General features: G+C 43.3%; 16 protein-coding genes and 1 tRNA gene. 2 read left to right on the top strand and 15 right to left on the bottom strand.

Features of this window, described 5'->3' with window-relative positions:
- Positions 1–5: 5 nt before the first annotated feature.
- The 13 genes from CHX35_RS09530 to CHX35_RS09470 all read right to left on the bottom strand — a co-directional run bounded on the left by CHX35_RS09530 (position 6) and on the right by CHX35_RS09470 (position 12,932).
- The gene (locus CHX35_RS09530) at positions 6–1,049 is read right to left on the bottom strand and encodes a CHAP domain-containing protein (RefSeq protein ID WP_140413588.1); all 1,044 of its coding nucleotides are present in this window, start codon (positions 1,047–1,049) and stop codon (positions 6–8) included.
- Between the two features lie 210 nt (positions 1,050–1,259).
- Positions 1,260–1,916, bottom strand: a complete 657-nt coding sequence (phoU, locus tag CHX35_RS09525) for a phosphate signaling complex protein PhoU (protein WP_091836933.1) — start codon at positions 1,914–1,916, stop codon at positions 1,260–1,262.
- An 18-nt stretch (positions 1,917–1,934) separates the two neighbouring features.
- A complete protein-coding gene (pstB, locus tag CHX35_RS09520; RefSeq protein WP_091836931.1) occupies positions 1,935–2,708 on the bottom strand; it encodes a phosphate ABC transporter ATP-binding protein PstB in 774 nt (257 codons plus the stop codon).
- A 12-nt stretch (positions 2,709–2,720) separates the two neighbouring features.
- Positions 2,721–3,653 (bottom strand): phosphate ABC transporter permease PstA, encoded by a 933-nt coding sequence (gene pstA / locus CHX35_RS09515; protein WP_091836929.1) that lies wholly within the window; start codon positions 3,651–3,653, stop codon positions 2,721–2,723.
- A complete protein-coding gene (gene pstC, locus CHX35_RS09510) occupies positions 3,653–4,585 on the bottom strand; it encodes a phosphate ABC transporter permease subunit PstC (protein ID WP_425435326.1) in 933 nt (310 codons plus the stop codon). The genes pstA and pstC overlap by 1 nt, the downstream gene beginning before the upstream one ends.
- Positions 4,586–4,669: 84 nt before the next feature.
- Positions 4,670–5,614, bottom strand: coding sequence for a PstS family phosphate ABC transporter substrate-binding protein (locus CHX35_RS09505; protein ID WP_091836927.1), 945 nt, complete (start codon positions 5,612–5,614; stop codon positions 4,670–4,672).
- A gap of 139 nt (positions 5,615–5,753) precedes the next feature.
- Positions 5,754–7,496: a two-component system histidine kinase PnpS gene (gene pnpS / locus CHX35_RS09500; RefSeq protein WP_140413587.1), complete on the bottom strand. Its 1,743-nt coding sequence runs from the start codon at positions 7,494–7,496 to the stop codon at positions 5,754–5,756.
- Between the two features lie 3 nt (positions 7,497–7,499).
- Entirely contained in the window at positions 7,500–8,210 is a 711-nt protein-coding gene (locus CHX35_RS09495) for a response regulator transcription factor (protein WP_091836924.1), read from the bottom strand.
- 270 nt (positions 8,211–8,480) lie between these two features.
- Entirely contained in the window at positions 8,481–9,419 is a 939-nt protein-coding gene (gene mdh / locus CHX35_RS09490; protein WP_091836922.1) for a malate dehydrogenase, read from the bottom strand.
- A gap of 35 nt (positions 9,420–9,454) precedes the next feature.
- Positions 9,455–10,741 (bottom strand): NADP-dependent isocitrate dehydrogenase, encoded by a 1,287-nt coding sequence (icd, locus tag CHX35_RS09485; protein WP_091836921.1) that lies wholly within the window; start codon positions 10,739–10,741, stop codon positions 9,455–9,457.
- Between the two features lie 75 nt (positions 10,742–10,816).
- Positions 10,817–11,929, bottom strand: a complete 1,113-nt coding sequence (locus CHX35_RS09480; RefSeq protein WP_091836919.1) for a citrate synthase — start codon at positions 11,927–11,929, stop codon at positions 10,817–10,819.
- A gap of 353 nt (positions 11,930–12,282) precedes the next feature.
- A complete protein-coding gene (locus CHX35_RS09475; protein WP_091836917.1) occupies positions 12,283–12,654 on the bottom strand; it encodes a hypothetical protein in 372 nt (123 codons plus the stop codon).
- A gap of 206 nt (positions 12,655–12,860) precedes the next feature.
- A tRNA-Ala gene (locus CHX35_RS09470) sits at positions 12,861–12,932 on the bottom strand.
- A gap of 94 nt (positions 12,933–13,026) precedes the next feature.
- Here CHX35_RS09470 and CHX35_RS09465 point away from each other — a divergent pair.
- The gene (locus tag CHX35_RS09465) at positions 13,027–14,124 is read left to right on the top strand and encodes an SDR family oxidoreductase (RefSeq protein ID WP_091836915.1); all 1,098 of its coding nucleotides are present in this window, start codon (positions 13,027–13,029) and stop codon (positions 14,122–14,124) included.
- 495 nt (positions 14,125–14,619) lie between these two features.
- Positions 14,620–15,753 (top strand): sporulation integral membrane protein YtvI, encoded by a 1,134-nt coding sequence (gene ytvI / locus CHX35_RS09460; RefSeq protein ID WP_091836913.1) that lies wholly within the window; start codon positions 14,620–14,622, stop codon positions 15,751–15,753.
- 44 nt (positions 15,754–15,797) lie between these two features.
- Here the strand turns inward: ytvI and CHX35_RS09455 are convergent, their stop codons facing one another.
- Entirely contained in the window at positions 15,798–16,199 is a 402-nt protein-coding gene (locus CHX35_RS09455) for an FxsA family protein (RefSeq protein ID WP_091836911.1), read from the bottom strand.
- A gap of 22 nt (positions 16,200–16,221) precedes the next feature.
- Positions 16,222–16,635 (bottom strand): acyl-CoA thioesterase, encoded by a 414-nt coding sequence (locus CHX35_RS09450; protein WP_176392004.1) that lies wholly within the window; start codon positions 16,633–16,635, stop codon positions 16,222–16,224.
- Between the last annotated feature and the right edge of the window lie 366 nt (positions 16,636–17,001).

Genomic DNA, 17,001 nt, shown 5'->3' with positions numbered 1-17,001 from the left:
TGGTTCTACTGAACATGAATATAGTTGCTAACCCCGGATGCGGGAAGGACACGCTTCCCATAGCCATGTGAGGTTTCCATGTTGTATTCTTCGATCACAACGGAAGAACCATTCACATCGGTTACATAGGCAACATGACCGACACTTCCTGCGCGACTAACTCCAGGATTAAACTGAGCAATTGCACCCACTCGAGGCACTTGATCTACTTTCATCCCGATTGCTCGTGCGTTTTCATCCCAATGTCCCGCATTTCCAAAATGTCCCCCTCGCATGGAGTTTGTAAACTTTAGTCCATGCTGGTTCATTCGCCAAGCGACAAACGAAGTACATTGACGGTTATAAAAACCCCAAGGGTCTACCCCTGCTGTACCTGCAAATTTATAAGGATAAAGAGAGGCACTAACCATGGTTAAGCGATCCAGTTCCGATTGAATAGAATCCGCCTGATCATCCAGCTTGGACAGTTTCTCGCGGGTTTTCTCCATCTCTTTTTGTACTTTTTCGTAGATTTTCCGTGCCTTTTCCGCCTCATTCTTCTGTTCTTTAGCTAACTCTTCGTGTTTCTCTTTCAGTGCTTCTTGCTTCCTACGTATCTGGTCATATTTATCAAACAAGGCATGATCCCGCATCAAAATCAACCGCAGTGTTTCAAAACGTTCCAAGAAGGTAGCTAAGTTTTTTGACTCTAACAAGGACTGCATAGATGCCATTTCGCCTTGTTGATACATTAACTTAAAGCGATCTTTAAAGAGATGCTCATAGTATTTTAGTTTCTCTTCATTTTTCTTTTTTTCTTTTTCAGCTTCATGTATTTTTTTGTTGGTTTCCGAGATTTTTTTCTCAATCTCTTCCACTTTTTCTTTACTTGGTTGAATCTCTTTCTTTAACTCTTCAATGGCTTCCTTCGCCTTCTCTTTTTCCTTCTTCACATCTTTTAACTTAGATTTCTTTGAATCCACCTTACTATTTGCAAAGGTGTGCTCTGCAGGCATTGTCCCTACTAACAGACAAGCCGCAAGGAATCCGACAAGAAAACTTCGTTTCATGAAACCTCTCCCTGTTTCCCAGTCTCTCTCTATTTCCCGGTCTCTCCTGTTCATTTTACATAAATATTGTCTGACGGCAACCCCTATCCATTGACAAAAAACAGCCAATTACGCCATCTACATATAAAAAGCGACACGACTCCATCACAAGTGATAGGTCCATTCAATAAAAAAATCCGTCCCTCTCCGAGACGGTTTACTGCTAACGAACTAGTTCAGATCGACCCTTTTACCTGTTTCAATATAAACAATTTCTTCAGCAATGTTCGTCGCATGATCAGCAATCCGTTCCAGATAACGAGCAACAAAACAAAGCCGTAAGGAAACCTCTGTAAATTGTTGCTCATGGATCATCCGTTCAAGGAGTTCCTTTACAATTTCCTCATACATTTGGTCGACTTCATCGTCCCGCCGTGCCATCTCTTTCGCTAACTCGACATTCCCATCGATATAACTATTAATCCCGTCATGAACCATCTTCTGTGTAATGAGAGCCATTTCAGGGATTTTCTCAAGCTTTTTAAAGAGTTTTTGATCATTTTCCACCAAGTTGACCGTTGTTTCAGCAATGTTTCCAGCCAGATCCGCCATTCGCTCCATGTCAGAGGCGATTTTGAGGGCAGATATTAGCTTGCGCAAATCCTTTGCTACAGGCTGTTGGGTTGCAATGAGGGTCGCCACTTTCATATCCAATTCTTCTTCAATTTTATCCACCTCTGCATCGTGGCGCATCACTTCCCTACCCAATGAAGCATCAAGATTTGCTAAGGATTTAACTGCCTTATTTATCGCTACCTCCAGCTTTTCGCCCATAGTGAGAAGACTCTCTTTTACTTCTTTTAGCGAAGTATCAAAGGGTCGAATCATCGCATTTCTCTCCTTTCATTAACCAAAACGGCCCGTAATATAATCTTCAGTTCGTTGATCTTTTGGATTGGAGAACAGACGCTCTGTCTTATCCTCCTCCACCAACTCACCATTGAGAAAAAATGCCGTTCGATCTGAAATGCGAGCGGCTTGTTGCATATTATGAGTAACAATGATGATGGTATATTTTTGTTTCAATTCTTGAATCAATTCTTCAATCTTCGCTGTTGAAATTGGATCCAGTGCTGAGGTTGGTTCATCCATCAAAACAATTTCAGGCTCTACTGCAAGGGTTCGAGCGATACAAAGCCGCTGCTGTTGTCCGCCGGATAAACCCGTCGCCCGATCTTTTAAGCGATCCTTCACTTCTTCCCACAGAGCCGCTTGACGTAGGCTTCGCTCAACAATCTCATCCAGTATCTTCCGATTCCTCTGCCCATGTACACGAGGCCCATACGCTACGTTATCATAAATACTTTTTGGAAACGGATTTGGCGCTTGAAACACCATCCCCACTTCCTTGCGAAGCATTTCCACATCAATCTCTTTGTTATAGATATCTTCATCATGCATGGTAATCGTCCCATCGATGCGAACACCCGGAATCATGTCATTCATGCGATTTAACGTCCGCAAAAAAGTCGATTTCCCACAACCGGATGGTCCGATTAAGGCAACCACCGTTTTTTCTTCAATTGACATATTTATCTTTTTAAGGGCCTGTTTCTCCCCATAATAAAGATCAAGATCCTTGATCTGAATCGCATTCCGCGTCATGGTTGCCTGACTCATAGAAGTTCCCCCTTATTTATCCTTCGAAAAACGGTTTCGCAAAAACACAGCGAACGCGTTCATCGATAACAACATGGCCAATAGGACTAAAATCCCTGCTGCAGCCAAATGTTGAAAAGCTGGTTGTGGTAAACTTACCCAACTATAGATCTGAATCGGCATTACAGTGAAGGCGTCGAGTGCATATCCCGGTGTAAAAGCGATAAAAGATACAGCCCCGATCATAATGAGGGGTGCAGTTTCTCCTATCGCACGGGATAATGCTAAGATCACCCCAGTCAAAATACCAGGCATGGAATAGGGTAGTACCACACGTCGGATCGTCTGCCATTGAGTTGCTCCCATTGCAAGGGATGCCAACCGTAAATTATTCGGCACACTGCTAATCGCCTCACGAGCAGCCACAATGACTATGGGTAATACTAATAAGGTCATCGTGAGCGAACCGGCTAAGACTGTTTTGCCCAATCCCATCAACCGTACGAACAAGGTCAAACCTAAAATACCAAATACAATGGAAGGAACACCCGCTAAATTACTGATGTTCAGTTGAATAAAACGAGTAAACCGATTTTTACGTGCATATTCTTCTAGATAGATCGCCGTACCCACACCAAAGATAAAGGTGAGGGGAACTGTTAGTCCAATTACCCAGATCGTTCCCCAGAAGGCAGCTTTAATGCCTGCTTGTTCGGGAAGGCGTGAAGCAAAATTATTGAAGAAGGTTGGCGTTACCCATGCCCATCCATCCTTCACTACGTTCCAAAGTAGAGCACCAAGTACAATGACCCCAATCATTGTGCTAATCAAGAATAGACCGTGGGCCAAACGATTTTTCCACCGACGGAATCCAAAGTGACTTCTTTCTCTCTTCTCTACAAGTGAGAGCGTAGGGGATCCTGACTCCCCCTCTTGATGGTGGATAACAACTTCTTCTGCACTCATCAGTACTCCTCCTTAAAGCGACGAGAGATATATTGCGCTAACAGATTCATTACCAGTGTAAATAAGAATAGGGTCATCCCAACCGCATAGATGGCTCCATACGCAGTCGAGCCAAAGCTATTGTCACCCGTTGCTGCTTGAACAATAAAGGAAGTCATTGTCTGAACGGATTCCGTAGGATCTAAGGTCAATTGGGGGGTACTTCCAGCAGCAATCGTCACAATCATCGTCTCTCCAATTGCCCGGGAAAGACCCAGTACAAAGGAAGCAATAATTCCCGATAAGGCAGCTGGTACAACCACTTTTAATGCTACCTCAAATTTGGTACAGCCCATCGCATAAGCCGCTTCACGAATATTTTTTGGTACAGCACTCATCGCATCTTCAGACAGGGAAGCGATCAGTGGGATGATCATAATCCCAACCACGATCCCTGCTGACAGCGCATTGAAAACACCCATCTCTGGCAAAAGACCGCGCAATAAGGGAGTAACAAAGGTGAGTGCAAAAAAGCCATATACAATCGTGGGTACTCCTGCCAATACTTCTAGAATCGGTTTTAACACTTTACTTACTTTGGGATTCGCATACTCACTCAGATAAATCGCACTTGCCAGGCCGATTGGCACAGCGACGATTGCTGCGATCCCTGTCACTAAGAGGGTACCCGCAATTAAAGGCCATACCCCAAAGTGCTGTTGTGATTCATGAAAAAGTGCTGTCCACTTTGTCTCCGTGAAAAATTCGCCAAAAGAAACTTGACTAAAAAAGGAGGTCGTCTCAGAAATGAGCGTACCGATGATTCCAAGCGTTGTAAAAACAGAAATCAGTGCACAAGCGAGAAGAAGTTTTGGAATCATATTTTCCCAGGTTCTTCCCAAAGAACGACTTCGTCGAAAGCGACCTGCTGTTCCCAGTGAGTGATTTTTCACCACGTTTGACTCCTTTCAATAAACACGGGAAAGTGTGGCCCCTCCCTCTTAGTAGAGGAGGTCCACACTCCCAGTCGTTCAAGGTTACTTATCTTCTAGCAAGGCAATTCCCTTTTCATAATCCTTATCTGTTAGAGGGACATATCCGACGTCGGATACCAACTGCTTCCCTTCTTTCAGATAGAAGGAGAGGAATTCTTTGATCGCCTTATTCTCAGTCATCGTTTTTTCATCAGCGTAAACGTAGATGGAACGGGAGAGCGGAGAATAGGTACCATTTTTAATTGTTTCAAAGGACGGTGCAACTCCACCTTTACCATTGTCAACCTTGAGAACATTGAGTTTATCTTTATTCTCTTCATAGTAAGAGAATCCGAAATATCCAAGCGCGTATTTATCACCAGAAACCCCTGTTACGAGGGTATTATCGTCTTCAGACTGGGTATAATCCGTACGGCTCTTTCCTTCTTCACCGATGATCGCACCTGTGAAATAATCGAAGGTACCATCTGAAGTTCCAGGACCGTATAATTTAATGGGTTTATCAGGCCAGTTGGATCGAACGTCTTTCCATGTTTTCACTTTGGAATCAGGTTCCCAAATCTTTTTTAATTCCTTGGTGGTAATCGTCTTCGCAAAGTCATTTTCTTTATTGACTACAACGGAGATTCCATCGAAGGCCACTGGAAATTCCTTTGGCTCTAGTCCCGATTTTTTAGCCGCTTCTTTTTCTTCATCTTTGATCAGACGAGAAGCATCGCTCAAGTCTGTTTCTTGTTTGGTCCATTTGTCAAACCCAGCCCCTGTTCCTGATTGTGCAACCGTCACATTGACATTTGGGTTTTTCTTCATAAACTCTTCAGCTACTGCCTGGCTGATTGGGAATACCGTGCTGGAGCCGTCGATTCTGATGGTACCCGAGAGACCTTTATCCTTTTCACTCCCACCACCGCTAGCATTTGATGAACACGCCGCAAGTGAGACGGATAGTAGTAATGCCCCTGCAACAGCCAAACCTTTCTTCCACATAACAAGTAACCCCCTAGAGTCGATGGAATCATTCTTCCTTCTTACATTGACTACTATAAAGAGAGTCTTTTGTACTAGAGTGAATGGATTGTAAAGGTTTTGTAAAGACGAAAGAATCGATGCACAAAAAAAAGAGCCCCTAGCGGGGAAACCGGAGCGTAAAACCCGTTTTTTCCCCAACTTGGCTCTCTACATCAATGGTTCCTCGATGGGCCTCAACGAGATGTTTAACAATGGCAAGTCCTAGACCTGTCCCTCCTGAGTCACGGGATCTCGCTTTATCTACACGATAAAATCGTTCAAATATACGAGGGAGATCTTCACTAGGAATCCCTATTCCTGTATCCTCCACTTGAAGCCACCAACTTGATTCCTCTACCCCTGTCGTTAAGGTAATGCTTCCACCTGCAGGGGTATACGCCATTGCATTGGCAACCAGGTTGATGACAATCTGAGAAAAACGATCAGGGTCAACACGAACGTTAAACCCACGTTCCCCTTTCATATGCAATTGCAAATCTAGTTTTCGTATCTCTTCTTCCATTGTCTTGATGGTAGGACGAAGCAAATCATCAATACTCACTTTCACCACATTCAGACGTACCTTGCGGGATTCAATCTTGGAAAGGTCTAATAAATCGCCGATCAATCGTTCTAAGCGTAGGCTTTCAAAATGAATAATCTCTAGAAATTCTCGTCGCATCTTCGGATCATCCACCCCGCCATCGAGAAGCGTCTCGGCAAATCCACGCAGCGACGTGACAGGGGTTTTTAATTCATGGGAAACATTGGCCACAAATTCCGTGCGTAACTTTTCTAGATAACGAATGGGGGTGATATCATGTAGCACGATAACCACACCCATACCCGTCGTCTCACCGCCCCATATCGGTGTTAATGAAGCAGCTAAAATTCGCTCGGTAGGAAAATATAAGTGAAGTTCATCCCTAACCGATTCCTGTGACTCTTTGCAATGATGGACCAGCCCCTGCAACTCATGGAAAACGGGTAAATCTGTCAGGGACTTGTTGATCAAGCTAGTCGAACCAAGATCAAATAACGATAGGATGGCTTGGTTAGCGACGGTGACCTTCCCTTCAGCATCCACCATTAAAAGGCCACTTTCCATCGTTTCAATGACACCGGTTAACCGGCGCTCGCTTTTACGGATGGTTTCTAGCTGATAACGAAGGCCGGCCCCCATCCGATTGATCGCGGTTGCTAAGCGTCCAATCTCATCCTGTTTCTTCACAGGAATGCGTCGATGATACTTATTACGGGCAACATCGACTGCGACTTGGGTAATTTCCTCAATGGGGCGAGTAAAGCGTGAAGCCAACCGTGAACTAACTAGAGCGGCCACTGCATATGCAAAGATGAGACCAATAATCATCGACACCCACACTTGGCGCAGGGAATGATTGATGGAATCTAACTCTACTGTAATACGTAGAACCCCTTTTCGTTCTCCATTGTAATCAACAGGCACATAGACCGCTAATTGGTTGTCAGTAACCACACGCTCATAGGTCGATCGTTCCTTTTTTTGCAAAATCCTTTTTACCGCAGAGTTATTTTTATTATTTTTCCCTTTCTTTGAACGCTGATCGGAATCACTGAGCACATCTCCATTCTTATCCATCAAAGTAACGTGAGCGTCCAATGTTTGACTGTACAGCCTAGTCTGTCTTCTGAAATTAGGCTTTCCAGGCGCTGTACTCTCCCAATCTAAACTTTTTGCAAGGAGTTGCCCTTCTTTCCCCATCCTTTCTCCAAGGGAATCCATATATGCTGCCCTCATCAAGAAGGAGACTAACAATCCTGTGATCAATACGGATAAACCAGTCAACCATAAAAAAGTGACGAACAATCGCCCACGCACCAACTAGCCCTCCTTGGGACCTTCAAATTTATAACCAATTCCGCGTACGGTTTTTATATAGAGTGGATTTCGTGAATCCTCCTCGACTTTTTCCCGAAGATGGCTCACATGCACATCTACAATCCGAGTATCCCCAATATAATCATAGTCCCAAACAGCGTTGAGTAATTGGTCTCGGGATAATACTTTCCCCCGATGATTCGCTAGATAAATCAAGAGTTCAAATTCCTTGGGGGTAAGGTCAATCGTCCTTTGATGATGGCGCACTTCGTACCCTTCAATATCAATAATAAGATCACCAATTTTCAGCAACTGATTCGGTGTGTTCTCATCCGTCTGCCGCATGGCTTCCATTCTGCGAAGGATCGCTTTCACTCGCGCTGTCAGTTCCCGGGGACTGAAGGGCTTTGTCATATAATCATCGGCTCCGAGTTCTAAACCTAACACTTTGTCAAATTCTTCGGTTTTCGCTGTCAGCATAAGGATTGGTAGGTGATGATTTTGGGCTCGTACCTGTTTACAAACCTCAAGACCATCCACTTTTGGAAGCATGAGATCAAGAACAATCAGATCAGGTTGTTCTTCGGATACTTTGCTTAACGCAGCTTCTCCATCACTTGCTACAAGCACTTGATACCCTTCTTTTTCGAGGTTGAACTGGACTAACTTTACAATCGAGGGTTCATCATCGACGACCAGCACCTTTTTACTCATCTTCCCATCCTCCGCTTAATTTGTAGTGAAATTCCTCTCCATTCATTCATCATGGTACATGGTTCACTCTCTCTTCGTAAAGACCCCAATCGGACAAGAACATGTTTTAAGAGCAAAATAAAAAGGAATATCCATCGCTAAATCACGCCGGACGTTCCTTATTCATCCAAATTCTTTTTTTTCAAAACCCTTTATGATAGCGCTTACATATCCAAGGATGGGAAAGGACTCGGAAGAACCGAGTCCTTTCGGACTGTCCAAAGACGTATCTTAGTTTAATACTTTCATTACGGAACGCACTGAATCAGCAGACTTGTCCAGTTCCGCTTTCTCTTCCTTCGTCAGTTCAAGCTCAACGATCTTCTCCAGTCCATTTCCACCAAGAACAACGGGTACCCCTAAGTACATATCCTGGTAACCATACTCACCTTCGAGGTATGCAATAGCCGGCAAGACCCGACGTTTGTCTTTTAGAATCGCTTCTGCCATTTGTACGAGGGAAGCTGCAGGAGCATAATAGGCACTACCATTTCCTAAGAGTCCTACGATTTCCCCGCCACCTTTCCGAGTCCGTTCAACAATGGCATCCAACCGTTCTTTAGACAACCAGTTGGTCAGAGGAATTCCCCCTGCATAGGAATAACGAACAAGCGGCACCATATCGTCGCCATGACCACCCAACACAAAGCCAGTCACATCTTCAACCGAAAGATTCAGCTCTTGTGCAACGAAGGTACGGAAGCGAGCGGTATCAAGCACACCGGATTGCCCAATGACGCGATGTTTTGGGAAGCCAGAGGTCCGGAAAACTTCAAAGCTCATGGCATCCACAGGATTGGTCAAGACAAGGATAATCGTTTCCGGAGAGTACTTTACGACTTGCTCAGTAACTGCACGCATCACTTTCGCGTTCGTACTGACAAGATCATCTCGGCTCATACCGGGCTTGCGAGCAATACCAGCTGTAATAATTACCAAGTCGGAATCAGCGGTATCTGCATAATCAACCGTTCCAATGATGTTTGCATCAAAACCTTCGACGGGTGAAGCTTCCATCATATCAAGGGCTTTCCCTTTGGTAGGACCCTCCGCTTGAGGAATATCTACCAGTACGACATCCCCTAATTCTTTTTGTGCCAACATCAATGCAGTTGTTGCCCCGGTAAACCCGCTACCGATGACGGAGATCTTTCTTCTGCGGATCGACATGTTACGTAACCTCCCGATTCATATCCCTTAAATGATTACAGGTTTTCAATCAGCTTTGTTGCAAACTCAGAGCATTTCAGCTCTTCGGCACCATCCATCAAACGTGCAAAGTCATAGGTCACCGTCTTTTGACCAATTGTTTTATCCATCGCACGATAAATTCGGTCAGCCGCTTCTTGCCAACCAAGGTGCTCTAACATCAATACACCTGAAAGGATGACAGAACCCGGGTTCACCTTATCCATTCCAGCATATTTCGGAGCAGTCCCATGGGTCGCTTCAAAAATTGCATGACCGCTCTCAAAGTTAATGTTCGCACCTGGAGCAATCCCAATTCCACCAACCTGAGCAGCAAGTGCATCCGAGACATAATCCCCGTTGAGGTTGAGGGTTGCAATCACATCATACTCAGCCGGACGGGTAAGAATTTGTTGCAAGAACGCATCTGCGATGGAGTCTTTCACCAATAGTTTCCCGGCCGCTTCTGCTTCCGATTGAGCTTGGTTAGCCGCTTCGACACCATGCTTATCTTTGATGGCATCATAATCCTGCCATGTGAATACTTGGTCACGGAATTCCTTGTGAGCCAATTCATACCCCCAGCTCTTAAAGGCACCTTCTGTATATTTCATGATGTTGCCTTTATGAACAAGGGTGACACTTTTACGACCGTGATCAAGGGCATACTGAATCGCGGCACGAACCAATCGTTCCGTACCTTCTTTGGAGACTGGTTTGATACCAATCCCTGAGGTCTCAGGGAAGCGAATTTTCTTCACACCCATCTCCTCTTGCATAAAGCGAATCATCTTTTTCGCTTCATCGGTTTCAGCTTCCCACTCAATTCCTGCATAGATGTCCTCGGAGTTTTCCCGGAAGATCACCATATCGACTTGTTCAGGCTTCTTTACAGGGGAGGGAACACCATTAAAGTAACGAACGGGACGCAAACAAACAAAGAGGTCCAATTCTTGACGGAGGGCTACATTTAAGGAGCGAATTCCACCACCTACAGGTGTAGTCAGAGGACCTTTAATCGCAACATAGTATTCTTCAATTGCTTTTAGCGTAGCCTCTGGCAACCACTCACCAAAACGATCATGAGCTTTTTCACCTGCGTAGATTTCATACCACTCAATTTTTTTCTTTGAACCGTATGCTTTTTCCACAGCCGCATCAAATACACGTTGTGCTGCTGCCCAGATATCTGGACCGATTCCATCTCCTTCGATAAAGGGGATAATTGGTTTATCGGGAACTTGCAATTCACCATTGTTTAGGGTGATTTTTTCTCCTGCTTTAGGCGCTTCATACTGTGCCATGGAATCACTCCTCCTGATCGTACATACTTTTGATTCGCTTCAGTCCGAGCTATCTCTCTGTTTAGTAATTAAAAATTAGCGTTCATCAATCGGAATGTAGGATTGGTTTGTTGGACCCACATATTCTGCTCGAGGACGAATGAGACGATTATCTCCATACTGTTCCAGAATGTGAGCAGTCCAACCTGTTACCCGGCTAATTGCAAATATGGGTGTAAACAAGCTGAGCGGAATCCCGAGGTAATGATAAGTGGATGCCGAATAGAAGTCCACATTTGGCTTTAAGCCCTTCTCAGCTTGAACAATTTCATCAATTTTAATGGACATCTCATACCACTTGGTATCGCCCGTTTGATCACCCAGTTGACGGGACATTTCACGCAAGTGTTTTGCACGAGGATCTCCATCTTTGTACACACGGTGACCAAAGCCCATGATCTTTTCTTTGTTAGCTAATTTCTTTTCAATCACTTCTTGGGCACGGTCCACACTTCCGATCTCTTCCAAGGTGCACATCACTTGTTCGTTAGCACCACCGTGAAGAGGTCCTTTCAAAGCGCTGATCGCTGCTGTAACCGCAGAATAAAGATCGGTCAAGGTCGCCGTAGTTACCCGAGCCGCAAAGGTGGATGCATTTAATTCGTGATCCGCATGAAGGATCAATGCTTTGTCAATCGCCTCAACAGCAACCGCCGACGGTTCTTCCCCATGAAGCATATAAACAAAGTTTTGCGCAAACCCATACTCTGGGTGTGGGGCAACTGGCTCGAGTCCTTTATCCATCCGATACAATGCTGCGACAATGGTTGGCAACTTCGCAGTTAGGCTAACTGCTTTTTTGTAGTTCCCTTCCACAGTCTTATCGTTTGGATTATCATCATACAGACCGAGGGCAGAAACTGCTGTACGAAGGGCAGCCATCGGATGCGCACTCTTTGGATATGTTTTTAACTGGGCTAGAATTGCTTCAGGTAGCACAGCTTCCTCTGACAATTCTTTGTTTAGTTGCGCCAGCTCTTCCCGGTTAGGTAGATGACCTTTCCAAAGGAGAAAAGCAGTCTCCTCAAAATTCGCTTTTTCGGTTAACTCATCGATGTTGTATCCTCTATAGGTGAGAACCCCATCAATAATTGAGCTGATCTGGGAAGTGAGAGCAACGACACCCTCCAATCCTTTAGAAACCGACACTTTCAATCTCTCCTTTACTTCATATGGTTTGGTATTCTGGGCACAAGGTAATCCTTTCCTACCGCTTGGAAGGAAAGATTACAGTTTATATAAGTATGAAGGCGAAGCGCTTACGAATGCGGGAAAGGTCGCATTCGTAACCTGTACACAGGCGCTCCGCATGAAAGTTGAAGTAATAGAACCGTATTTGACCCACAGTCTCTTCAGCTCAATTACTTAAAAACTAACTGCTTGGGTGCCCCGTTTCGCCCATACCAGTGTACCACAAAAAAAAAAACGTTGCGTACACGGTAAAAGGTTATTTCCATCTATTGAATGGATAGCATTAGTGAAAATTTTTAACACATTTTTGATTATATTACACAAAATACCATCTTGAATTTAAAGTCACCACGTTTCTCATTAAATGTCCCTATTATTTCGTCTATCAATCGATCAATAACATGACGCATCGCTTTAAAACACTCATTGATATCATCTTTTCTTTCAACGATGTCGTTGTTATTGTCTATTATGTTCTTCGCCCTGCTTATAATTCTTGTTACTTCATCTATGGCTTCCTCCTCGATTGTTCTGTCCATGTGTTTAAACCCTCGAGCATCAATCTGCTCATTATGAGAAGCCCTGTTTCTTTTTATATGGCTGATATCCCTTTCCACCTCATCGAACCTTTGACAAACATTACCTTGAATTTCTCCTTGGTTTATTGCTGATGCAATGACCAATGACCCTCCTATAATTTGAATGTTTTTGATCCATACTTCAATGAATAATTTATAACAGGCTACACCCTATCTTTGGTTAACGACAGCCCTAAGAAAATTGGTAAAAGTTAATAAAAAAGCCTCCATAATGGAGGCTTTTTCGTGTGGGAAGGATTTTACCTTCATCGCCGACTTGAAAGGTCGGAATTTTAATTAAACTACCAACACTACAGGGGAAGGATTTGCACCTTCACCATTCGCTTGCAAGGCGATTACTCTACTAATTGAGCTACCCTGTACAATGATTATAACGAGTGATACTATTTATGTAAATAATGACTTCATACTTTATGAAAATTAATTTTCGATAAACTATCTCATTAGGTGATAAAGATGACAAGACTAGAGAGCGAAAATAAACGCTACCCCTGCTATGTTTGTAAGCAACCATTAACTATTCCCCATCCACACTATTCAAAGCTTTGCCCATCATGTGGAGACTTAAATGAGAAGAAACGAATAGGAAGGCATGATTTACATCAATATACCTCCCTAGTTACTGGAGGTAGAACAAAAATAGGATATTTTACGGCATTACGTTTATTACGTGATGGTGCTCGAGTCATTATCACAACGCGCTTTCCGTATGATGCCCTACAACAGTATATACAAGAGCATGATTATGAGACTTGGAAAGATCGCATTCATATTTTCGGCCTCGATTTTCGCTATATTGATCAAGTCGAACAATTTGCTTACTTACTCGATCAATCCTTCTCTCATATCGACATCATTATTAATAACGCAGCTCAGACGGTTCGAATGCCAGAAGAGGAGTATCATACATTACTTTTAAACGAATCCAATTTAAAAACTCAGCTTTTCAGTCCAGCATTGTTACAACTATCTTCGGGGGAAAAGCAAGAATTTACATCAACTCCACACATATCAGAAAAATTTATGCCTTTACAATTGATTAATCAAGAAGTCGAGGTACCAAAAAAGCATTTAGCAGATTATAATTCTTGGATTGCTAAATCTCAAGATATTTCATTAATGGAAATGCTAGAAGTGCAACTGATTAATGTAACAGCACCATTTTTATTAAATAGTCGTCTAAAAAATTCGATGTTAAGAAGCCCGAATCGTAACCGCTTTATTATTAATGTGACCTCCGTCGAAGGAAAGTTTAATGTGAAACGAAAAGGTAAAAACCATGTTCATACCAATATGTCCAAGGCATCATTAAATATGATGACATTAACCATGGCAAAAGAGTACAAAAAACATCAAATTTTTATATCAAGTGTTGATCCCGGGTGGGTTTCTAGTCTCTTTCCTGAAAAATTACAGGGGCAAAATTCAGTACAACTCCCCCTTGATTTTCACGATGCGGCTGCCCGTATTTGCGATCCAATCTATGAAGGGAAGGATATTGAACGACCTACGACCGGTGTCTATTTTAAAGACTATAAACAAGTCGATTGGTAATGGACGTATGAAATATGGCTGAAAAGCATTTTGAACAGAAGAATCCACGAAGATTCCATAGCGAACTGAGTGGATCATCATTAAAAAAGGATCCGTATTGCTTATTGGTGATTTACTTCTAGATTAATTTACCTCAATAAATTAGACTAGGTATCAGCGGTACTCGTTGATATGAAAGAAGCTGCCCTGAAATTTTTTAGGGTAGCTTCTTTCGATAAAATCAAGAGCGGGTTACTCAAAACCTCTACTTATCTGAACCCGGTGATTCTCTAATAAACGGCATTTATTTCAAGCTTATCCGTTCCTTTCCGCTTTGAACAGACCTTAAATCATCATGTCGTAACCTTTTACCGTGTTCACAACATCAAAACCTTATCATCACAATGGTGATGGGAAAAACGTGATAAACTGAACACATTGTATGAAAAACTTTAGGTTTTACAAACCCCTAAAGGGGAATGCTGGAAAAAACTACGTGAATGGAGGAGCAAAACGTTGAACCGTGAAGTTGTCTGGCCCATTGCACGGGGTCTCCTAGTCATAGCAGTTGCCATCGTGGGTTACTATTTTTTACTCTTTGCTGTTCCACTCGTTTACCCATTTTTTATTGGTTGGATGATTGCCATGCTAGCAGAGCCTATCGTTCGCTGGTTGGAATTACGATTTCGTGTTCCTCGATGGGCTGGTGTCACGATTACATTGCTTCTATTAATCGCAATTTTGCTCACTCTCTTGATCTTACTTGTCTCTGAAATCGTTGTCGTACTCATTCGATTATCTGATTGGATTCCTGCTTGGATTAATGATATCAATACCTATATCCTATCCACCTTTTTTAATGGTCACTCTGAGCTAAGCCAGTTGATCGACAATATTCAAAACTACCTTGAAAAAAATCCACAGCAACGATCAGAAATCGTCAATAGCATTCAAAACAACATTGGCATCGTGGCAAACAAAGGCACTCAATTAATTACCGATATTATCTCAGGAATCGGGACTTTCCTGGGTAATCTCCCGTACTTTGCCACTGTATTGGTATTTTGTGTACTTGCTGCATTTTTTATTGCCTTTGATTGGCCCCGTTTGAAACGAAGTTTGCAAAATTTAATTCCACATCATGTACAACATACCGGAAGTTTAATTATCGTCGATTTAAAACGCGCCCTGTTTGGTTTTATGAGAGCCCAACTCACCTTAATTTCAATTACCGGTTTTATCGTATGGATTGGCCTGATGATCATTGGCATTCGCTATGCACTGACGATCGCTATCGTTACTGCGATTGTTGACTTACTTCCTTACTTAGGAGTCGGCTCCGTCTTAATCCCCTGGTCACTTGTTCTCCTTCTTACTGGGGACATCGAAGTAGGAATCGGCCTCGCCATCCTATACTTAATTATCATTTTGGTCCGTCAGACGATTGAACCCAAGTTGGTTGCTAGCAACATTGGGCTCAACCCGCTCTTTACGTTGTTTGCCCTTTTTGTGGGTCTCAAACTGATGGGAGTGATTGGTTTAATCGCAGGTCCAACACTCGCGGTAATTCTAATCGCCCTTTATCGCGCCCATGTCTTTCGCGATTTGTGGAATTACATACGAAACGGTAGAACCCCTTTACAAAAATAATCCTTTCAAAACGAAAAATGCCCTTATACAAGGGCATTTTTCGTTTAAGGAGTTCGCCGATCAATCCAAGTAAACTTTCCATTTTGAATCCAAGATAGCAATTTCTGCTTCGCCAAGATCTTGACGATTCCACGAGTGAGCGGAATCAATAGCAAAATTCCTACACTGTCTGTTAAAAAGCCAGGCATAATTAACAGAAGACCACCGAACAGGATACAAATTCCATCGATGATTGCTTCGCCCGGGATTTGACGATGATCCAATTGCACCTTCGCCAAGCGAATGACAGCCAATCCCTGTTTTCGAGCGAACCACGCTCCAATTAAGCTACTTCCAATTACCATCCCAATAGTCGGTAGTGGTCCGATCCAATTGCCCGCGGCAACAAGACCCCAAATCTCTATCATCGCAACAACCAATACCATTAACATCCCGATGCGAAACATTTGCATTCACACTCCCGGATCATTATATATCCTTCAAGCGACCCTGAAATTTATTGTAAAGAGTTGGGTGTGCTTCTTGAAAGCGAACCGGCTTCATTGTCTGATCCACCCATAGATGAATGGTCTCTCCATGGGCAATGCGAGCACCCGTTTCATGAAATAATTCGTAGGCAAAGACCATTTTCGCACCTCGTAATTCTTTGATCGTCGTTTGAATGATGATTTGATCATCAAAACGTGCGGGTGAAACAAATCGGCAATGGTAGTCGACCACTGGCAACAAAAGTCCTCGTTCCTCAAAGAACTGATAAGAATATCCAAGTTCTCGAATCAGTTCACTCCTACCCACCTCAAACCATATGGCATAAACACTATGATGTACAATTCCCATTTGATCGGTTTCTTGATACCGTACACGAACCTGGGTCTTGGCCATAACCATTCTTTCCTCCTGAATATTCTTATGGTCCTACGTTTATTGACCCTATTATAGCGCAGGATTTGCCCCCAGGCCGTCTACCTCCGTGTCAGATAGCCAAATTTTTTCTCTTTAAACAGCCCGATCCCATGCATGACCGCTTATTTGGATGATTTAGGCGATATTGTGTGAATCATCGCCTCTCAGTGAACTTGTGTTGAAAAGTTACATAATTCACTCCGATATTACGCATCCTGTGAATAGCCAAACCTTTTTCAAGGAGATACAATAAAGGCACTCATCAAATATAAGCGTCTCGGCAACCGTCAACGAAAGGAGTTGTCCCTGATGAAACGCCGACAACGCCAGAAGCGGCGAAAAAAA

The organism is Marininema halotolerans, from assembly GCF_900116235.1.
Lineage (GTDB): Bacteria > Bacillota > Bacilli > Thermoactinomycetales > DSM-45169 > Marininema > Marininema halotolerans.
The sequence above is the reverse complement of the archived record's forward strand: the minus strand, read 5'-3'. Positions and strand labels throughout refer to the sequence as shown.

Coding starts and splice junctions, on each gene's coding strand:
- CHX35_RS09530 (WP_140413588.1), bottom strand. CDS start 1,049: ATGAAACGAAGTTTTCTTGTCGGATTCCTTGCGGCTTGTCTGTTAGTA.
- phoU (WP_091836933.1), bottom strand. CDS start 1,916: ATGATTCGACCCTTTGATACTTCGCTAAAAGAAGTAAAAGAGAGTCTT.
- pstB (WP_091836931.1), bottom strand. CDS start 2,708: ATGAGTCAGGCAACCATGACGCGGAATGCGATTCAGATCAAGGATCTT.
- pstA (WP_091836929.1), bottom strand. CDS start 3,653: ATGAGTGCAGAAGAAGTTGTTATCCACCATCAAGAGGGGGAGTCAGGA.
- CHX35_RS09505 (WP_091836927.1), bottom strand. CDS start 5,614: ATGTGGAAGAAAGGTTTGGCTGTTGCAGGGGCATTACTACTATCCGTC.
- CHX35_RS09495 (WP_091836924.1), bottom strand. CDS start 8,210: ATGAGTAAAAAGGTGCTGGTCGTCGATGATGAACCCTCGATTGTAAAG.
- mdh (WP_091836922.1), bottom strand. CDS start 9,419: ATGTCGATCCGCAGAAGAAAGATCTCCGTCATCGGTAGCGGGTTTACC.
- icd (WP_091836921.1), bottom strand. CDS start 10,741: ATGGCACAGTATGAAGCGCCTAAAGCAGGAGAAAAAATCACCCTAAAC.
- CHX35_RS09465 (WP_091836915.1), top strand. CDS start 13,027: ATGACAAGACTAGAGAGCGAAAATAAACGCTACCCCTGCTATGTTTGT.
- CHX35_RS09455 (WP_091836911.1), bottom strand. CDS start 16,199: ATGTTTCGCATCGGGATGTTAATGGTATTGGTTGTTGCGATGATAGAG.
- CHX35_RS09450 (WP_176392004.1), bottom strand. CDS start 16,635: ATGGCCAAGACCCAGGTTCGTGTACGGTATCAAGAAACCGATCAAATG.